13 protein-coding genes are annotated in these 18,930 nt (G+C 41.3%); 3 read left to right on the top strand and 10 right to left on the bottom strand.

Annotation, left to right across the window (positions count from 1 at the left end; genetic code table 11):
- The first annotated feature begins 131 nt into the window (after window positions 1-131).
- The 3 genes from hemL to B4B65_RS03365 all read left to right on the top strand — a co-directional run bounded on the left by hemL (window position 132) and on the right by B4B65_RS03365 (window position 3,567).
- Window positions 132-1,448 carry a glutamate-1-semialdehyde 2,1-aminomutase gene (gene hemL, locus B4B65_RS03375; protein WP_293913328.1) on the top strand — a complete coding sequence of 439 codons (1,317 nt, stop codon included), beginning with the start codon at window positions 132-134 and terminating at the stop codon, window positions 1,446-1,448.
- A gap of 100 nt (window positions 1,449-1,548) precedes the next feature.
- Window positions 1,549-2,379 carry a hypothetical protein gene (locus B4B65_RS03370; protein WP_293913326.1) on the top strand — a complete coding sequence of 277 codons (831 nt, stop codon included), beginning with the start codon at window positions 1,549-1,551 and terminating at the stop codon, window positions 2,377-2,379.
- A gap of 174 nt (window positions 2,380-2,553) precedes the next feature.
- Window positions 2,554-3,567, top strand: a complete 1,014-nt coding sequence (locus B4B65_RS03365; RefSeq protein WP_293913324.1) for a LacI family DNA-binding transcriptional regulator — start codon at window positions 2,554-2,556, stop codon at window positions 3,565-3,567.
- A 5-nt stretch (window positions 3,568-3,572) separates the two neighbouring features.
- On the opposite strand, the gene nagA is transcribed toward B4B65_RS03365, so the two are convergent.
- From nagA to B4B65_RS03315, 10 genes are all read right to left on the bottom strand, one after another.
- On the bottom strand, window positions 3,573-4,763 hold the full coding sequence (gene nagA / locus B4B65_RS03360) for an N-acetylglucosamine-6-phosphate deacetylase (RefSeq protein WP_293914071.1): 1,191 nt from the start codon (window positions 4,761-4,763) through the stop codon (window positions 3,573-3,575).
- Window positions 4,764-4,820: 57 nt separating this feature from the next.
- Window positions 4,821-6,104 (bottom strand): sugar MFS transporter, encoded by a 1,284-nt coding sequence (locus tag B4B65_RS03355; protein WP_293913322.1) that lies wholly within the window; start codon window positions 6,102-6,104, stop codon window positions 4,821-4,823.
- A 10-nt stretch (window positions 6,105-6,114) separates the two neighbouring features.
- Window positions 6,115-6,852, bottom strand: coding sequence for a glucosamine-6-phosphate deaminase (locus tag B4B65_RS03350; RefSeq protein ID WP_293913320.1), 738 nt, complete (start codon window positions 6,850-6,852; stop codon window positions 6,115-6,117).
- Between the two features lie 21 nt (window positions 6,853-6,873).
- Entirely contained in the window at window positions 6,874-8,307 is a 1,434-nt protein-coding gene (locus B4B65_RS03345; RefSeq protein ID WP_293913318.1) for a Gfo/Idh/MocA family protein, read from the bottom strand.
- Between the two features lie 10 nt (window positions 8,308-8,317).
- Window positions 8,318-10,273, bottom strand: coding sequence for an alpha/beta hydrolase family protein (locus B4B65_RS03340; RefSeq protein ID WP_293913316.1), 1,956 nt, complete (start codon window positions 10,271-10,273; stop codon window positions 8,318-8,320).
- A 56-nt stretch (window positions 10,274-10,329) separates the two neighbouring features.
- Window positions 10,330-11,883 carry a SusD/RagB family nutrient-binding outer membrane lipoprotein gene (locus B4B65_RS03335; RefSeq protein ID WP_293913314.1) on the bottom strand — a complete coding sequence of 518 codons (1,554 nt, stop codon included), beginning with the start codon at window positions 11,881-11,883 and terminating at the stop codon, window positions 10,330-10,332.
- 12 nt (window positions 11,884-11,895) lie between these two features.
- Window positions 11,896-14,985, bottom strand: coding sequence for a SusC/RagA family TonB-linked outer membrane protein (locus B4B65_RS03330; protein ID WP_293913312.1), 3,090 nt, complete (start codon window positions 14,983-14,985; stop codon window positions 11,896-11,898).
- A gap of 265 nt (window positions 14,986-15,250) precedes the next feature.
- A complete protein-coding gene (gene argC / locus B4B65_RS03325) occupies window positions 15,251-16,270 on the bottom strand; it encodes an N-acetyl-gamma-glutamyl-phosphate reductase (protein ID WP_293913310.1) in 1,020 nt (339 codons plus the stop codon).
- 54 nt (window positions 16,271-16,324) lie between these two features.
- On the bottom strand, window positions 16,325-17,509 hold the full coding sequence (gene argG, locus B4B65_RS03320) for an argininosuccinate synthase (protein WP_201681465.1): 1,185 nt from the start codon (window positions 17,507-17,509) through the stop codon (window positions 16,325-16,327).
- A gap of 149 nt (window positions 17,510-17,658) precedes the next feature.
- Window positions 17,659-18,375: a GNAT family N-acetyltransferase gene (locus tag B4B65_RS03315; protein WP_002997320.1), complete on the bottom strand. Its 717-nt coding sequence runs from the start codon at window positions 18,373-18,375 to the stop codon at window positions 17,659-17,661.
- Window positions 18,376-18,930 lie beyond the last annotated feature (555 nt).

Here is an 18,930-nt window from a genome sequence, read left to right as displayed (position 1 = left end):
ATCGTACTAAAAGGGCTTTTATGTAAATCATAAAGCCCTTTTTATTTGTCACAGCTTTTCCATACTTGAAAAATTGGGCTTATAATTCACAAATAATTGAATAATTTTACACGAACAACGAGAATAACGATATGAGTAATACATCCTACCCTGATATTTCAAGGGCTAAATCTGCAGAACTATTTGAAAAAGCAAAACAATATTTTCCGGGAGGCGTAAATTCGCCTGTTCGTGCTTTCAAATCCGTATACGGTACCCCTTTATTTATTGAGCGTGGTGACAAAGCACATATCTGGGATGCAGATGGCAACGAGTTTGTGGATTTCTGCTGCTCCTGGGGTCCGCTGATCCTGGGCCATAATAATGATGAGGTACGTGAAGCAGTGACAGCACAATTGGGAAAAGGATTGAGTTTTGGTGCACCAACAGCATTAGAAAATGAATTAGCGGAACTGATTCTATCCAACAATAAATATCTGGAAAAGATCCGTTTTGTAAGTTCAGGTACTGAAGCGGTGATGTCAGCGATACGCCTGGCCCGTGGTTATACAAAAAGAGACAAAATTGTCAAATTTGAGGGATGCTACCATGGCCATTCCGATTCTTTACTGGTTAAAGCCGGATCAGGATTAGTGACATTCGGGGAGACCTCATCAGCCGGAGTTCCGAAATCTTTTGCAGATGAAACCATTGTAATCGCGTTGAACGATGAAGAGGCCTTAAAAACTGTTTTCCAACAGTTCAAAGATCAGATCGCAGCAGTGATTATAGAAGGTATTCCGGCTAATAACGGACTGCTGATTCAAACAAAGGAGTATATCAATTTGTTACGTCAGATCACTAAGGAAAACGGATCTTTATTGATATTCGATGAAGTAATTACCGGATTCCGTTTAGGTTTTGAAGGAGCCGCAGCATATTACAATATTCAACCGGACATTATCACCTATGGTAAAATTATCGGCGGAGGTATGCCGGTAGGAGCTTACGGAGCTTCAAAAGAATTGATGGGCTGCATATCTCCTGACGGAAATGTATATCAGGCAGGTACTTTATCCGGTAACCCTGTTGCCATGTCGGCAGGTATTGCTGCTCTGAACATATTGGCTCAACCGGATTTTTACAAAACACTGGCTGCTACAACAACAGCATTTGTACAGGCTATTCAGGAATATGCAGATCAGCATGGTTATGAATTAAATATTCCTACGATCGGCTCAATATTCTGGTTTGCGTTCACGACCAATACGGAAATCCGTCGTGCAGATCAAATCGACCCTGCTTCTATGGAAAAATATAAGGTCATGCACCGTGAGTTGCTGAACAGAGGAATCTATATGGGCCCTTCCGGATATGAGGTAGGTTTTATTTCGGCGGCACATACAGAAGAAGATCTTCAAAAGGCAAAAAAAGCTATTTTTGAAAGTTTAGATATTGTCTTTGCTTAATTATTTCTGAAACCTTTTTCTGTATTTATTGTTTTAATTAAATAGGGTCCCTGATCCTTAAAATTAGTTTATCGTAATCATTAATTATAAATTTATTAAGATGAAAAAACAATCTTGGAAATCGGCATTGGCTATTGTTGCTGTAGGAGCAACTATAGTTTCGTGTAATAATCCGACAAAGACTACAGGCGGAGACAGCGGTGATTCTACCTCCATGTCAGATACATCAAAGACAGGAGAAGTTACAGTTACTCCAGTCGGTCACTCTAAAGAGTTTCCGGGTGCTACCTTAAAAATTGCGTCCCTTACATCTGAAAAAGCAGGAACTGATTCTGCTAAAATAACTGTTAAGTACACGGTAGAAAATTTCAAACTGACCGAGCAAACTACTCATGAGCATGCAGATCATATGGCCAATTCGCATGATGGGCAACATATTCATTTTATTTTGGATAACAAGCCATATGCAGCATTGTATAAACCTGAAAATTCGGTAACAGTAGCACTTAATTCTGAGCATTACCTGCTATCATTCCTTTCACGTTCTTATCATGAATCTATCAAAGCAGCAGATGCTTATAAATTGGTAAAATTCAAGGTCGATAATACCGGAAAGATTACTGAACTTCCAACTCCTAAAGAGGCCTCCCTATTTTACAGTCGTCCTAAAGGAGAATATAAAGGTGAAGACACTAAAAATCTGTTGTTAGATTTTTATCTGGTGAATACTACGTTAGCAGCTGACGGGAATAAGGTTGTAGCGAGTGTAAACGGACAGGATTTTACATTAGATCAGTGGACACCATATGAGATCAAAGGTCTTCCTTTGGGTGATGCCAAGATCAAGCTGACATTGGTCGATAAAGATGGTAAAGCTGTAACTGGCGACAACGTATCTATCGAAAGAGATATCAAATTGTTAGAAAAGTAGAAAACAATTTTTTCTATATAGGAGACGGGGTTGTATTGAATAATCAATACAACCCCGTTTTTTTAATCTTTCTTTTTTTTCCGGCAAGGAATATCATTATCCTGACTTCTTAATCCGTGGAAGCATCCATAAATTAAAGATGTTTTATTATATTAGAAATTTAGTAAACCGGTCATGAAAAAGAATATTGGTATTAAAGAAATCGCAGATATCCTTAATATATCTGTCTCCACTGTTTCTCGAGCACTCCGGGATACCTATGATGTAAATCCTGAAACCAGAAACAGGGTGCTTGAACTCGCAAAGGAACTTAATTTCAAACCCAATAAAAATGCAGCAGCTCTTGCATCAGGCAGTACCAAGAATATCGGGATTGTGATTCCCTTTATCACGAACTATTATTTTTCAACAGTTATATCGGGTATACAGGAGCAGGCGTATGAATCTGGATACAATGTGATCCTTTATGTAACTAACGATCATGCTGAACGCGAGCGTGATCTTCTGGAAAATCTGGCTATAACAAGTCTGGACGGTCTTCTGATTTCTATCTCCTCTGATTCCCTACTGGAGGATCATTTTGAAAGACTCCGGAATGATGGTATGCCCATCGTATTTTTCGACCGCGCACCGATGAATAGCACGGCTTCAAAAGTATTACAGGATGATTTTCAAGGTGCCTATGAAGCTACCACTTATCTTATAAAGCACGGATACAGCAGAATTGCTCATATTGCAGGCCCCAAAGAATTAAAATTCACTCAACAACGTCTGAATGGCTATCTCAGGGCATTAGAACAGCACAGACTTCCTGTACTATCTGATTATATTATACATTCCGGTTTTTCGCAGACAAACGGATCTGAAGATACAGAAAAACTAGTAGCTCTCCATCAAAGACCTGATGCAATTTTTGCTGTCAATGACCGGAAAGCTGTTGGAGCTATTCTCACTCTAAAACGTCATCATATACAGGTAGGTGCTGAAGTTGGTGTTATTGGGTTCACGAACGATCCAATTGCCAGTGTAGTCGAGCCTAACCTTACTACTATAGAAGAACCTGCTTTTGAAATAGGTAAGAGAAGTTGCGAGTTACTAATCAAACATATCAAAAACCGGAATTATGAATCTAAAGATGTTATTTTGCCCGGAAGACTGATTGTCCGGGATTCTGTCAGTTTTCAATAGTCCGGCTATTTCTCCTTTTCATAAACGGATCTGCCCTGAATAATGGTTCTGTGGATATTAATGTCCTTATCAAAAAATACCAGATCAGCATCTTTGCCTATTGCTATTGATCCTATTTCCTGATCTTTTTTTATCAGACGGGCAGGGTTGATACTGACCATACGGATAACTTCCAGCAGGCTTACCGAAGTCTCACTCAGCATCGTGCGGATCAATCTGTCCATAGTAGCCACACTTCCCGCAAAAGAAGAACGATCCGGCAACTTAGCTACGCCGTCCTCTACAATTACTTCTAAACCATTTCGCAGACTTCCTAATACACTTTTACCTTCAGGCATTCCTGCTGCACGCATTGCATCCGTTATCAATGTAATACGCTCCGTACCTTTTGTTTTATGGATTAACTGTAAAAACGGAGCCGGGAGGTGTACACCATCTGCAATTATTTCGACATGAATATCGTCCAGCAAAAGGCAGCTTTCTATCGTACCCGCATATCGGTAAGCATTCTTTCGGGTCATACCGGACATTCCGGAATACAGATGAGTAGCGAGATTATATCCCGATTCCAGCCCCTCTATAATTTCCCCGTATACCGCATCTGTATGTGCTAATGCCAGTAAAATATCCTTTTCACGCACTTTGCGACCAAATATTAATGCTCCGGGCAATTCCGGTGCTGCACTCCATCGGGCTATGAGATGGTGGTAATCACGCAAAATAGGTTCATACTCAGCCGGATCCGGATCTCGGATATAACGCGGATCCTGAGCTCCGCGCTGGTTCATAGCAAAATAAGGTCCTTCCAGATGAAGCCCGAGAAAACGTGCACCATCTTTATTTTGTAACAGTGCCTGCTCATACATGTGAAACAAATCAATTAAATCAGCAGTTTCGCTAGTGAGCGTTGTAGGCAACAGGGCAGTTGTTCCATATTTTGCATGTGTAGCGGCAACGATCAGAAAGGCTTCTACCGTATTATCCATGATATCCGCCCCACCTCCGCCATGAACATGTATATCTATAAATCCGGGTGATACATACATCCCTTCCGCATCTATAACTGTTTCATCACTCTCCGTTTCTACAGGTGATTCGTGAATTTCGACAATCTTTCCATCCCGGATCAACAGAGATCCGTCGGGAATAATATAATCCTGTAATATCAGCTTGGCATTAATTATTTTCACTTGCATTTCACTCATGTTAATGATGTTATAAAACAGCCGGATGCATTCCCCCGACTGTAAATTCTACCAGTTTTTGATTCTATGTCCAATAAAAGCATAAAATACTAAATATAAAAAGCATGGAATCAATACAGCATACGCTGTCTGTACATTACTTACATCTGCAACTGCCCCATAAATAAGAGGCAGAATGGCATTTCCGCATAACCCCATAATCAGTAATGCTGATCCTTCCTTAGCATATTTACCAAGTCCGTCCAATGCCAGAGGCCATATTCCTGCCCATATCAACGCATTTGGCAGGCCAATAAGTACAACAAACCAGATCGATATATCTACATGGTGATTCAGCCAATCTACCTGACCGTGAAAAAGATGTATAGACAAAGACAACAGTAGCCCTGTCAGCGTACAAATCTTCAACATATTACGCTGGCTGATAAACCTAGGGATAACAACAATTCCTAAAAGATAACCTACTATAGTTGCTGTAAGAGTATAGGAAGGAAATACTTTGGCTTCAATAAGTGTCAGCCCCATGGTATCGGCATAGCTAATCACTGTATCAATAGCAATAACCTGCGTTCCTACGTGCAGAAAAATCGCGATTGCTCCTAACACAAGGTGCGGAAATTGCAGAATATTTTTCTTCCCTGCTTTATTATCTGTATCGTCTTCCAGCGTCAGTTCAGGAAGAGGAGAGTAACGTACCACTATTCCGATAATAAAAAGAACACAGGCAACTATTGTATAAGGTATGACTACACGCATGATCAGTTCGTCCAGCACTGTCGCCCGGACAAGATCATTCATCAGTGGAATCTGCCGGAAGAGTTCACTATCTGTAGGACGCAATATGGCAGCTGAAAACGCTAAAGGAGCAAGTATACCTGCTCCTTTATTACATATACCCATAATGCTTATGCGTTGTGCCGCACGTTCCTTATTGCCGACAACGGTGATATACAAATTAGCGACTGTTTGTAAAATGGCAAGACCAGCTCCTAACGTGAATAATCCCAGTAAAAACACAGGATAAGCTCTGCTGTATGCTGCTGGCACAAATATGAATGCACCTAATGCCATTGTCCAGAATCCAACCATAATTCCCTTTTTAAATCCTATTTTCTTAAGCAAAAAAGAAGAAGGTAAAGACATAACCAGATAGGAAATATAAAAGGCAAACGCAACCAGATAAGACTCAAAATTAGTCAGTTCACAGGCAATTTTAAAATAAGGAATCAGTATCGCATTTATCCAGGACACAAATCCGAAGATGAAAAACATCATCCCTATTATGCCAACCGAAATAGCTGTATCTCTTTTATTAAGGGGTTTATTTGTCATAAGTTCCTGTTTATGGCAATAACGCTCCTGACCCACTATCCACAAAACAAGTACAATCCGGATGCTGCTGCAAGATACTCGCCGGATGCATATTGGATACCTCTCCGCTCAGACAATTTTTCACAGCCTGTGCTTTTCGGCTATCCGGCACAGCACAGATAATCTTCTTTGATTTCATAATCTGTCTGATAGACATACTTATTGCCTGCAAAGGCACATCATCCAGAGAAGGAAACCACCCTTCTCCCAATTGCTGTTGCCGGCATTGTTTATCCAGATTGACGACAATGTATGGTGATGTTTCTTCAAAATCCGCAGGAGGATCATTAAATGCAAGATGTCCGTTCTCTCCAATTCCTACAAATGCGACATCAATAGGGTTATCCAGGATTTTCCGGGCCAGTCGCTGACACTCCTCTTCCACCGGCACAACCTCTCCATCAATCAGCACCACCTCAGCAAGAGCCGGCACATGATTCACAAATCTCTCTGTGAGGTATTTTCTAAAACTTGCCAGATGTGTTACAGGTAATCCGATATATTCATCCAGATGAAACATTCTCACTTTGGACCAATCCAAGTCTTCCGCCCTGACCAGTTCCTGAATGGTCTCAAACTGACTTTGTCCTGTTGCTAAAATAATGTTTGCATATCCTTGTTTACGAATAGCTTGTCTAATGGCTTCAGCTCCGATCTGACCTGCGCGTTTGCCCAAATCCTGATGATTTTCTAGTTTTTCAATTTTCACAATTACTCCTTCTATATGTGTTTAGTTATTTAATACTCCAGTTGTTCCGCCAGTATGCAGATCAATATCATGTACCTTATTCTTTTTCCAGTTTCCTCTTGTAAAGTCAGGTATTATAATAGGTTTTGAGCCATTGGCAACAGACCATTCGCTTAGGGGGCCTATTACACTCCATGCTGCCGCATCATAGACATCCATATCCATTGGAAGTCCGTTTCTGAGACAATCGATCAGTCGCCAATCCATCATAAAGTCCATGCCTCCATGTCCTCCTATTTTTTTTGCCAGTTCTCCGATTTTCTTAACCAGTCCGGGTGTATGTGTATCTTCCAGCTTTTTCATTTCAGCTTCACCCATAAAATCCTCATGTCCTACGGCTATTTTACCTGGCAAGGGATATTTCTGTGCAAATGCTTTAGTCCCGCTAATCAGGTGCAGACGGGAATAGGGTCTTGGTGTGGAAACATCATGCTGCAGCATAATCGTACTTCCCGAAGCTGTCATTATATTGGATATATTCATGTTGCCCCGAAAAGGCTTGCCTACATAAGCTTTAAAACGGGGATCAGTCTTCGCCATCTCTTCGGCTTTCGCTTCCAGCATAAAATCTTTGGAAGACATCGAACTCATGTATTCAAGCCGGTTTCCGCGATTCACTTTTAGTACCTGACAAACCGGTCCCAGTCCGTGGGTGGGATACAGGTTTCCGTTGCGCTGTGCATTCTCCTTTAATCTCCAAAAATCATAGCGTTTCTTCTCATCAAAAAAACTATCCAGAATATCATGAATATAAGCACCTTCACAATGTACAATATCCCCAAAGAAGCCCTGACGGGCAAGGTTAAGCGTAAGCAACTCAAAAAAGTCGTAGCAACAGTTTTCCAGAATAACGCAGTGTTGTTTTGTTTTTTCAGATGTCATCACTAGCTTCCAGCAATCTTCAACCGAAGTTGCAGACGGAATTTCCAGAGCGACGTGTTTACCATGTTCCATAGCGTATACAGCCATTTCAGCATGTGTAGCCCAGTGTGTAGCGATATAAACAAGAGATATATCTTCCCGCTGACACATTTCTTTCCAGGCTTCATCCGATCCGCTGTATATCTTAGCTTCATGATTGCCGGCTTTTATTCGGGCTTTGGCTTCATTTGCCTTTTCGGTTCGTACGTCGCATATACCTTTTATCGAGACACCTTCGATATAACTCATACGTTCCACAGCAGCTGACCCTCGGTTTCCGACACCTATAAATCCAATATTCACGACCTCAAGTCGGGGAGCCGCATATCCGGACATATTAAATCCGGAGCTATATTCCTTCTCTGCTTCTTTAAGAATATGTCCGAGTTTACTATCTGCTTCTGTAGCCTGGTTAGTCCCGGTACTACAGCCACTGAGCAAGCCGACTCCCGCCAATCCTGATAATTTCAAAAATGATCTTCTATCTGTACCCATATCTGTGTTGTTAGTTTCGTAAAATTTTTCCGTTCGTATTTAATTTATGTTTAAGGGTCTTCAACCAGGAATTGTATGTTTCCCAACCGCTATTGCTCAGTTTCTCACCCGTAATGGAAACTACATTTGAAAGGTGAATTTGTGAATTGCTCAACGCTAACAGCATCGGCAAATCTCCCCATGAAACGATACCGGGAACATGCACAGCCATATTAAATGCATCTGTACTTTTCCCTTCATCCCATACATAACTAAGAGGTACTTCATTCAGCTCTACCGGATAAGTCTGTCCGGCTAATGCGGTGTAATAAAGTGTGGCCAATGCCGCCTCCTTATCCGCCAGAATAGATAGCGGCTGATCCGGAAAACGTTGTTGTATCTCTTGAATAACCATAGCAATCTCGTTGCTCCATATACCCATCATCGGTTCTCCAAACCAGAGCGATGCACGTGAAACAGTATGAAAACGGGGTAATTGTCCGTCAATATGATCACCGGTATCTGAGGATCTTTCACCAACAGCATAGAGATCAAAGACAATAATACCATACCCATGCTGTTCGAGCGTAGTCAGTTGCACAGCATCAATCTCTTGTTTTCCTTTTGAAGATATAATCAGTTTAAATCCTTTACTCTGATTTTTTGGAAGGCGGTATAAAAGTGGAATAAACTGCTCATGACGGGTTTCCAACAGAAGAGGATGCCACCCTTTGTTTGCGTTATACGCATATCTCTTTATGATACTATCTCTTTGTCCAGGATACAACAGCCTCTCGAGCTCTGTCTGTTTTTCTTTCCGATCGATAGGCGCTTCATTCTCTAGTTGTTTCCGCAAATTTTGTCCGGCTATCCTGATATAATCTTTGGTCGTCACAATAGAAGGCAGTGCTTTATCTCCTTTGAATACTGATAAGTCCTCAACAGGCACAAGTGGTGCAACAGTAAGATCCTGCTGTTTTGTCGTATTGGTTTTGAGGTGTGTATCAAACCAGTTTAACATACTCCTCTGCATATCCGTATTATAATCATGTCCGGAATTAAACAATTCATATGCAAACTGTTTTTCAGAAAAACGACCTACGATTTGTTTATAGGTTTTTAACATTTGCAGCGGAGCAAAGGCTGCATTCCCATCCTGAATGGCGGTAAGCATCTTCAATGCACGTGGTGCCACCGCAGCCAGTACGTCACTTTCTTCTAATTGAGTGAGCCCGTCCGGCATTAATTCACACACACAGTTACTGTTCATGACATATGCCCTGAATGTACCCACACTCACTACAGGAACTACTGCCTTGATACGATCATCCGTTGCAGCCAACCACATCGTCTGATTACCTCCGCCACTCGCTCCTGTTGCACCAATATGATTTGGATCAACATAAGGAAGCGTACATAACAGATCTACTCCTCTCCTGTTATCCGACAATTGTAACCCTAACAGGGTCTCTCCGACATTCATCAAAGAGGCTCCGAGATTGGAACCGTGGTATTCATGTGTATGTTCCGAACCCCGCTCGCCGGCACCCCAGGCATCCATGTTAAGGCATACATATCCATTATTTGCCAGTAACTGGGCAGTTTGCTGCGCTATATCTGTACGCCTTCCATCCTTCCAGTGTCCGTGGCTATTAATAACTGCAGGAAATGGCCCCTCTCCTTTCGGAACATACAGACTTGCCGGCACCCAAACGCCTTCCCTGCTCTCAAACAGGATAGTATGTATTGTAAATCCCGGACGTTCCAGCGAGTTTACAATCTTGTAACTTACATTTTTGTTTTCGTGATTCCTGAAATTGGTATTTTCCCGGATGATACGAATTACATCTTCTCTTTCCAACGGCGGTCTGCTCCAATGTCTACAAGCCAGTTCTGCAGCTTTGCTTGTCAATGGCAAAGCGACAGGGTCAGGTATATTTTCGGATTCAAACAAACGGGGAATTGAATTTTGAGCTCGTGTATGCATTGAAAATAACATTATCATAAAAACAATAAAACAGGGTTTCATTATACGGCCTGTACTTAATCTACATCCCACCATAATCTTGTTGCAGCATTATCTTTTCCTCCCAGTAGTGCCCGGCCTTTATTCAGTTCCTCCAGATTACTGGTTTCTTCTGTTAATGGATAAGGCATCCGTTTAATAAATGTCCCTTGAGGCAGATCGGGGCTATCGGATTTCACGACATCATACATTTTCGGGTATCCTGTTCTTCTGTATTCCGCCCATGCTTCCATACCATTAGGAAAGATAGCCAGCCACTTCTGTACACCAATCTGCTCCCGTTGTTCCGTTGCACCTGCAGACCATTTTACCGGAGTCTGCGCAACAGCAGGAGAATTATTAAAGTCTCCCGGAGCTGCAGGTGTTTTTACAGAAGACACATAAGTATTGATCAGCGTCGCATCCGTTACCCCCCATTGCTGAAGACTAAGTTTTATTCCCTGTTCATATAACTCCTGTGCTGTTCCTCCCATATTCCAGCCATTCAAAGCTCCTTCTGACCGAAGAAAATAAGACTCTGCGGCACACATAATGTGAAATTTGTTGACCAGATTTCCATCAAAAGTACCATCCGTCTTTTTGGTTGCCCAGTACGTTCCGACATTAGAATTGGAGCCGGGTCTGTTTCGCTGGTTACCCAGATCTGTTGCTGTGAGGCCATTACGAAGACTATTAAATGAATTGCTAAGCACTGACGGCTGGAAATATATAGACAATCGCGGATCTTCGTATCCTTTAAGGTAGGAAGCTATGGTAGAACTCATGGCAAATTCATTCCATGCAGCTACTTGCGACAAACCATTTGTATCGTTACCTGCGAGTGCTTTCAGCAGTAAAGCATTTTCGTCATTGACGGTCATGACTCCTGCCGCAATAGCAGCCTCTGCTTCTGCCTTAGCTTTTGTCGGATTGACTTTGGAGATACGTAATGCCAGACGCAACCGAAGTGAATTTGCAAACTTGGCCCAATAATCTATATTACCATTATACATAAGTTCATATCCTTCAAAGATTTTAGTCCCAGGGGGCAAAGCTTTTAAATCTGCGACCGACTTCGTCAGCCGAACGAAGAAATCATCATAGATTTTGTCCATAGGATCATATGGAATTACATCCTTTGCTTCTGCAGCATCAAAATACGGAACAGGTCCAAAGTGGTCTGTCAGCCTGTGAAATGCATAAACCCACAGGATATTCGCCAAAGCAGCTTCTCCCGAATTTGGTTCCGCATTACTTAGTATACTTTTTAACTGCGGAGCAGTATCAACATATACAACAGTCCAGAATCGTCTTTGCCAATCCGGCACCAATGCATAGCGGTCTGTAGCAAAGGATGTACTTGTCAGTGCAAAATACTGGGCATATAAATCGGCCCCCAGATTCTGTACCGTTTGATAGAAACTTCTGTTAAGTGCCGAAGAAGACTGCGCCTTTGCAAACATAAAAGGCATTTCGCGTTGTCCTACTTCTGTCAGCTTGTTGGGATCTTTATTAATATCCACAAAATCTTTTGTACATGAAGCCAAACCTAAGGCTACCAGTACATATATTTTATACATTCTCTTTATCATGATATTCTCTCTTTAAAAAGTCAGTTTTACATTCATTCCAAACGTTCTTACCGATGGTGGAAGTCCCAGTTCAACACCTTGATAATTTCCGGCTCCCAATGCTGCTTCCGGATCTATCGGATTATTTCGTTTTCCGATTCCCGGGATATTGAGCGTAGATTTACCGCGGTAGAAAAAGAACAAGTTTCTACCTGTTACGGATACTTGTGCATTTTTAATAAAATGTTGCTCTTTCAATTTGAATTTATAGGAGAGTGCTAATTCACGTAAACGGACATTAGTCATATCATAGGTGAAAAACTCGCCCCATGCGTCACGTCCATTCTGAGATACCGTAGTCCAAAGTTGTTGTGCAGTGATAGCTGTGGTATTAGCTGCGCCGGTTTCTGTTACGGCATCCAGCACTAATCCACCTTCGCGACCGGTTTCTGTAAAATCGCCTACTCCGAAAGCAGCAAGATAAGCAGCCGTACCGGAGACAATTTCTCCTCCGATCCTCGCATCAATAAGTGCATTCAGCTGAAAGTTTTTATAACTGAAACTGTTGCTCCATCCTACTAAAGCATCCGGATTAAAATTGCCTAATTTTTTATTGGCTTCTACGATCGGAAGACCATTAGCACCTACGACATACTTTCCTGTAGCAGCGTCCACTTTCCATTTATGTCCGTACAGGTCGCCATAACGTTCCCCTTCTTTAACTACAACTGTTGCATACTTGGTATTATCAGTGACATTTACCTGCTTTGTCTTTTCGCTCAGTTCGATCACCTTATTAGTATTGGCAGAAAAGTTAATTCCTGTCTCCCAGGAGAAATTTTCTTTACGCACAGGCGTCGCATTCAGTTGCAACTCCATACCACTATTGCGGATGTCTCCGGCATTAATATACTGACGACTAAATCCACTGGCCATAGGCATTCCTATAAATAACAATTGATTAATTGTATTCGCTTTATAGTAGGTAAAGTCAAATCCTAAACGATTGTCAAAGAATTTCATATCCAGCCCCACTTCCAGAGACTTCGTTTTTTCCGGCTTAAGGTCTTCAATAGATTTATTTGGTGAGCGCGAAATAAACCCTTGCCCAGCTCCTTGTGAGAAGAGGTATAATTGTCTCAGTAAAGAAGGTTCTGCATCATTACCAACAATGGTGTAAGATCCTCTGACCTTCCCGAAAGTTACCCATTGCGGCAATTTAAGAGCCTCATGAAATACCGCTGAAACCCCTACAGAAGGATAGAAATAACTATGTGGAGCTTTTAATGTAGAGGACCAGTCGTTACGTGCAGTCATATCCAGAAACAGGTAATCAAAAAATCCAAACTGCAGACTTCCGTATACAGAGTTGAGTCTTCTTTCATAATCCTGTACTATCGGAAATTCAGGTGTGGTCGCAGCAGTCAGAGAAAAGTGATTTGGAATAGACAAGCCATTAGCCATATCCTGTGTTATGGAATATTTACGCGTCAGTGCACTTGCTCCTGCTGTAAAATTAAGTTTAATCTGTTCTGATAAATCCTGGTCACCTGTAAGGAGTACATCCAGATTTCTCTCCCAGTATCTGGCGTTGGTTTCATAATATTTACCCCCCTTACGTACATCTCCTAATGAAACTGTACCATCATAGAATTTACCATAGGTCTTATCGATATATTTGTCAAAACTAGCTCTTCCCATTAAGCGGATACGATCTGTAAACTCGTAGGTCACCGAACCTAGAGCGGTGATACGATCCCGCTGTTCGTCTACCGAAGTGCGGTTTGTACTCCAGTACGGATTGTCATAAATAGAAGAATTCGTCCAGTACTTACGGATAGGCTGGCCATTCGCCGGATTGATGGTTTCGTACTGTCCAAGTTCATCGGATGTCATATCCCGAGGCATAATATAGGCTTCGATAGGTGTGCCTGCATCGCCAAGACGAGGTCTGTTATCTATTTTTTGATTAAGATAATTCAGTTTTACATCTGTTTTCAATCCTGGGATCAGTTCTGTATTGACTCTCAGATTCAGCGCATTCTTTCCCAACTTATTGCCGGGAACAATTCCTCCGATCTTACTGTTAGAATAGGACACGTATCCCTGTACCTTTTCAGTTCCGCCATAGGTACTGACCGTATTATTGAAAGTCGCAGAGTTTTCGAAAAAGTCTCCAACATTATTTTGGTAAGTCTGTGCTTTTGTACCCCAGCTCTCTGCAGCGTTGTCGGCATATACGCCTCCATTTCCTCTTCCGTAGGTATTTTGAAATTTGGTGAGCATATTAACCTGGTCAAAAGAAGCACTTCCGTTGTAATCAATCTGGTAACGTCCTGCAGTTCCGCGCTTTGTCGTAATGACGATAGCGCCATTCGCTCCGCGACTACCATACAAGGCTGCTGCAGAAGGTCCTTTAAGAATATTAATGGATTCGATATCGTCCGGATTGATATTGGCAGCTCCATCACTTGTGCCATAATTATAAGTAGTTCCGGTAGCCTGCTGCTGGCTGGAGTTATCAAAAACAACCCCATCGACCACGATCAGCGCATTATTATTACCGCTTATAGATTTATTACCCCGAAGAACCACCCGAGCCGAAGCTCCCGGCCCTGTGGCTGCTGTAGTGACAACGGCACCTGCAACCTTCCCCGTAAGGCTGCTCATAACGTTACCACTATTATCACGCACATCATTTACTGCGGATCCTGACAGTTGCTGAGTAGCATAAGTCAGAGATTTGACGTCACGTTTTATGCCTAAGGCTGTCACGACGACTTCTTCTATCATAGAATTGCTCGCTTTCATAGCGACTTCTATAGATTTTGTTGCTGTAACAGAGACATTGACCTGTTCGTAGCCAAGAAAGGAGAATCTGAGCACATCTCCGACATTCGCCCTGATGCTGAAAGCACCGGAAGCATCTGTGCTGGTCTGCTGTTTGGTTTTCGGGTTGCTAACTAATACTCCTGCAATTACGGACTGAGTAGAAGCGTCTTTGACCACTCCCTTTATCTGCATATCATTTTCCTGAGCCACCACATCTGAAGTGCCTGACAAGAAAAAAAACAGCAATAATCCTAACAAGAATACAAAGCTAAATGGTTTACATTGTATCATAATCTGTTTATTAATTTGGGTGAATATTTCCAATAGCTAGCGCTATCTGATATTCAAAGAAAGAGGATGTTTGCTATAAAAACGACTAAACAGACAAATAAAACACCGGTAGCGTTATCGGTAACGCTATCGATAAAACATACTCGTAGAATCCATTTTACTACAAGGAAAATTAAGATTTATTATGAAACTAAAAATGGTGTTATATAAAAAAAGCGTCTGGTATACACCAGACGCTCTTCTATATCTATAGGTTTGACAATAATTAGAATCCTACACTTTTCAATCGGAGACCGGCTCGTTCATCCAGTCCAAACATCAGATTCATATTCTGAACAGCCTGTCCGGAAGCTCCTTTTAAGAGATTATCCGTTGCATTAAGAATGAGTAGCTTATTCCCGTGTTTTTCAAGGTGAATAATACTTTTATTTGTATTGACAACTTGCTTAAGATCTACATTTGCACGGCTTACATGTGTAAACGGATGACCGGCATAATACAATTCGTACAACTTATATACCTCTTCTTCAGTAAGATCAGCGTCAACATATATAGCCGAGAAAATACCTCTTGTAAAATCACCTCTTTGCGGAACGAAATTGATTCTTTCTGCAGCCCGATCTAACAATGTTTTTTCGGAAATTGGTAAGAATCCGTTTTGCAGCTGATCGAGTGATTCGGAAATCTCCTGCAGATGCTGGTGCTCAAAGGATTTATACGCTGACAAGTTATTATTGCGCCAGGAGAAATGAGTCGTTGCACCTGGTTTTTGTCCTGCACCCGTGGATCCTGTCGTAGCATTGATATGGATCTGATCAGGAAGTAATCCCTGCTCTGCCAATGGTAATAATGCCAGTTGGATATTGGTAGCAAAACAGCCCGGATTAGCAATATATTGAGCTGTTTTGATCAGATCTCTGTTTAATTCAGGCAACCCGTATATAAATTGTTTTTGCTGATAGTCTGTATTTGCACGGAGACGGTAGTCCTGTGACAAATCAATAATACGCACATGTTCTGCAATAATATTGGCTTCCAGGAATTTGCGTGCATCACCATGTCCGACACATAAGAACAGAACATCTATATCATCACAGATGTCTGAAGAAAAAGTGAGTTCGGTATCTCCGAACAGGTCATTGTGTACATCGTAAATTTTATTTCCGGAGTTAGAAGCACTTTGCGCAAATACGATCTCCACATCGGGGTGATAGATCAATACCCGAAGAAGTTCTCCTCCTGTATATCCTGCAGATCCTACAATTCCTACTTTAATCTTTTCCATTCTTTCATTTGTATTGCGACAGACTTCTGTATCGCGTTAACGTATTATGCTTTCTTATTTAGCATTCACTTTATGCCAGATCAATGTCTGATTCCCGAAAATCTTAGAGAAACCCTTTACATCATCTCCTGTCCATCCATTGTTCATCTCACCGTATGTTCCGAATTTGTTAGACATCAGGTCATTCGGAGAATCTATTCCCAGAATTGTAAAACGGTAAGGATTTAATTCTACGTATACGCGACCGTTAACTGTAGATTGTGAACTTGCAAGGAACGCTTCGATATCACGCATCACAGGATCGTGCATCTGCCCTTCGTGCATATAATTGCCGTAGAAACCTGCGATCTGGTCTTTCCATGCCAGTTGCCATTTTGTTAACGTGTGTTTTTCTAAAGTATGGTGAGCTTTGATCAGAATCACAGGGGCTGCTGCTTCAAATCCAACTCGTCCCTTGATACCGATGATTGTATCTCCTACGTGAATATCACGGCCAATACCGTATGGCTGTGCAATAGCCTGAAGTTCCTGAATAACACGTACAGCACCGATCTTGTTACCATCCAATGCTACAGGCTCACCGTTTTCAAAGTCGATAGTTACCTGACGTGGGGTAGATGAAGTAACCGGAGTAGGCCATGCTGAATCTGGTAGATATTGATTGGAAGTCAATGTCTCTGCTCCACCCACAGAAGTACCCCAGATCCCTTTATTGATAGAATATTTAGCTTTCTCAGCAGAATATTCCACTCCATGTTTGCTCAGGTATTCGATTTCCGCTTCGCGGCTCAGTTTAAGATCACGGATAGGCGTAATAATCTCCACACCAGGAATCAGGGTATTAAAGATCATATCAAAACGTACCTGATCATTACCTGCTCCAGTAGAACCATGAGCTACACATTCTGCTCCTATTTTTTTAGCGTAATTAGCAATTGCTGTAGCCTGACACACACGTTCTGCAGAAACGGATAAAGGGTAAGTAGCATTTTTCAATACATTACCGAAGATCAGATATTTGATACTGTCACGGTAGTAGTTTTCTGTTTCATCCACTACTGCGTGTGATTTAACGCCTAATTCGTATGCGCGCTTCTCAATTGTCGCCAACTCTTCAGTCGAAAAACCACCTGTATTCACGATAACAGAGTGAACTTCCAAACCTAAATCCCGGGTTAGATAGATACAACAAAATGACGTATCCAATCCTCCGCTAAATGCTAAAACTACTTTTTTCATGTGTCCTTTTTACTTTTTATTATATATGAAATTTTGATAAAAGGCTTCTTTTGACCACAGTCAGAAGTACTTAAATCTCATTTTCATTATTGTTGAAATTATATACTGTCTATTCTTCAACGTGAAGATGTACAACAATAATATAAAAATTAAAATCCTTTTGCAGGTTTACGATGATATGGAAAAACCGCCATCACCATTTTTTTTGTGGATTTCCACAATTTTGCTTCAATACGTTTCAATAGTGATTGCTTTTTGGCAATACGATCCAAACGTTCTTTCGCTTCCATTTTACGCTGTATCTTTTCTTTCAACTCCCGTTCTTTCTCGACCGGGTCCCACAGCATAGCTGTACACATACAGTTTTTGCGTTCTTTACTAACCAGTATATCATAGTTCACACAGCTTTGACATCCCTTCCAGAATTCATCATCTGTTGTGAGTTCAGAATAGGTCACAGGCTCATACCCCAAGTCCGAATTGATCTTCATTACGGCCAGTCCTGTTGTAAGACCAAAAATCTTGGCATGCGGATATTTTTCACGGGACAATTCAAAGACACGCTTTTTGATTGCTTTGGCCAGTCCGACTTTACGAAATTCAGGATTAACAATAAGACCTGAATTAGCGACATAGTCACCATGGCTCCATGTCTCAATATAACAGAAGCCAGCCCATCTGCCATCTCTATGCAATGCAATTACAGCTTTACCCTCCGTCATCTTGTTCGCCACATACTCCGGTTTACGACGTGCAATACCAGTACCGCGAGCTTTCGCAGATTCGAACATTTCATCACATATGATCTCTGCATAGTGCGTATGTTCTGGTTTGGCCGGAATAATTAAAAAATCTGAAATTGTCATGAATGAAACGACCCCAAATAATAAAACAACAACTAAATGTTAGTTTTGTCAGTAAATAAACAAAAAAAATTGAAACCCGGATCTTCGAGCAGGAAGAACCTTTTATTTGTTGGAAGTAGCCTGCCTCTTTATCAAGCTCGAGGCAGTATAGGTCGTCGGAAGCGAATAACAGGACATTCCATATATAAAAAAGCATAAACCAACCTGCTCACAAACCTTTCGAAAGGTTGTAAATACGATTGAGCTATTGTTTTTTTACTGTTCATATGCAATGAAAAAATGTCTTTGTTATTGACTGCGCAAATGTATAAAATTATTTTTTTCTTTTATGCAATAAACGCATCGTTTTTTTGAAAAAAATTCAAAACCTTACTGAATTATGATTTTCAAAGAATATATTGATTTCCAATACCATACCGCCCCCTCCTTCTGACTTCTCCATATTCTAAAATTGAAATTTTTACATGTACAAATTGCAATCGTAGCATTATGATTTTGTAAATAGGATAAGAAAGCTACATGTCAGTAACAGGTCATCATCTGGCGACAGCAAAC

Source organism: Sphingobacterium sp. UBA5789 (assembly GCF_002418355.1).
Classification (GTDB): Bacteria; Bacteroidota; Bacteroidia; order Sphingobacteriales; family Sphingobacteriaceae; genus Sphingobacterium.
This window is presented reverse-complemented; position numbering and strand designations above follow the sequence as displayed.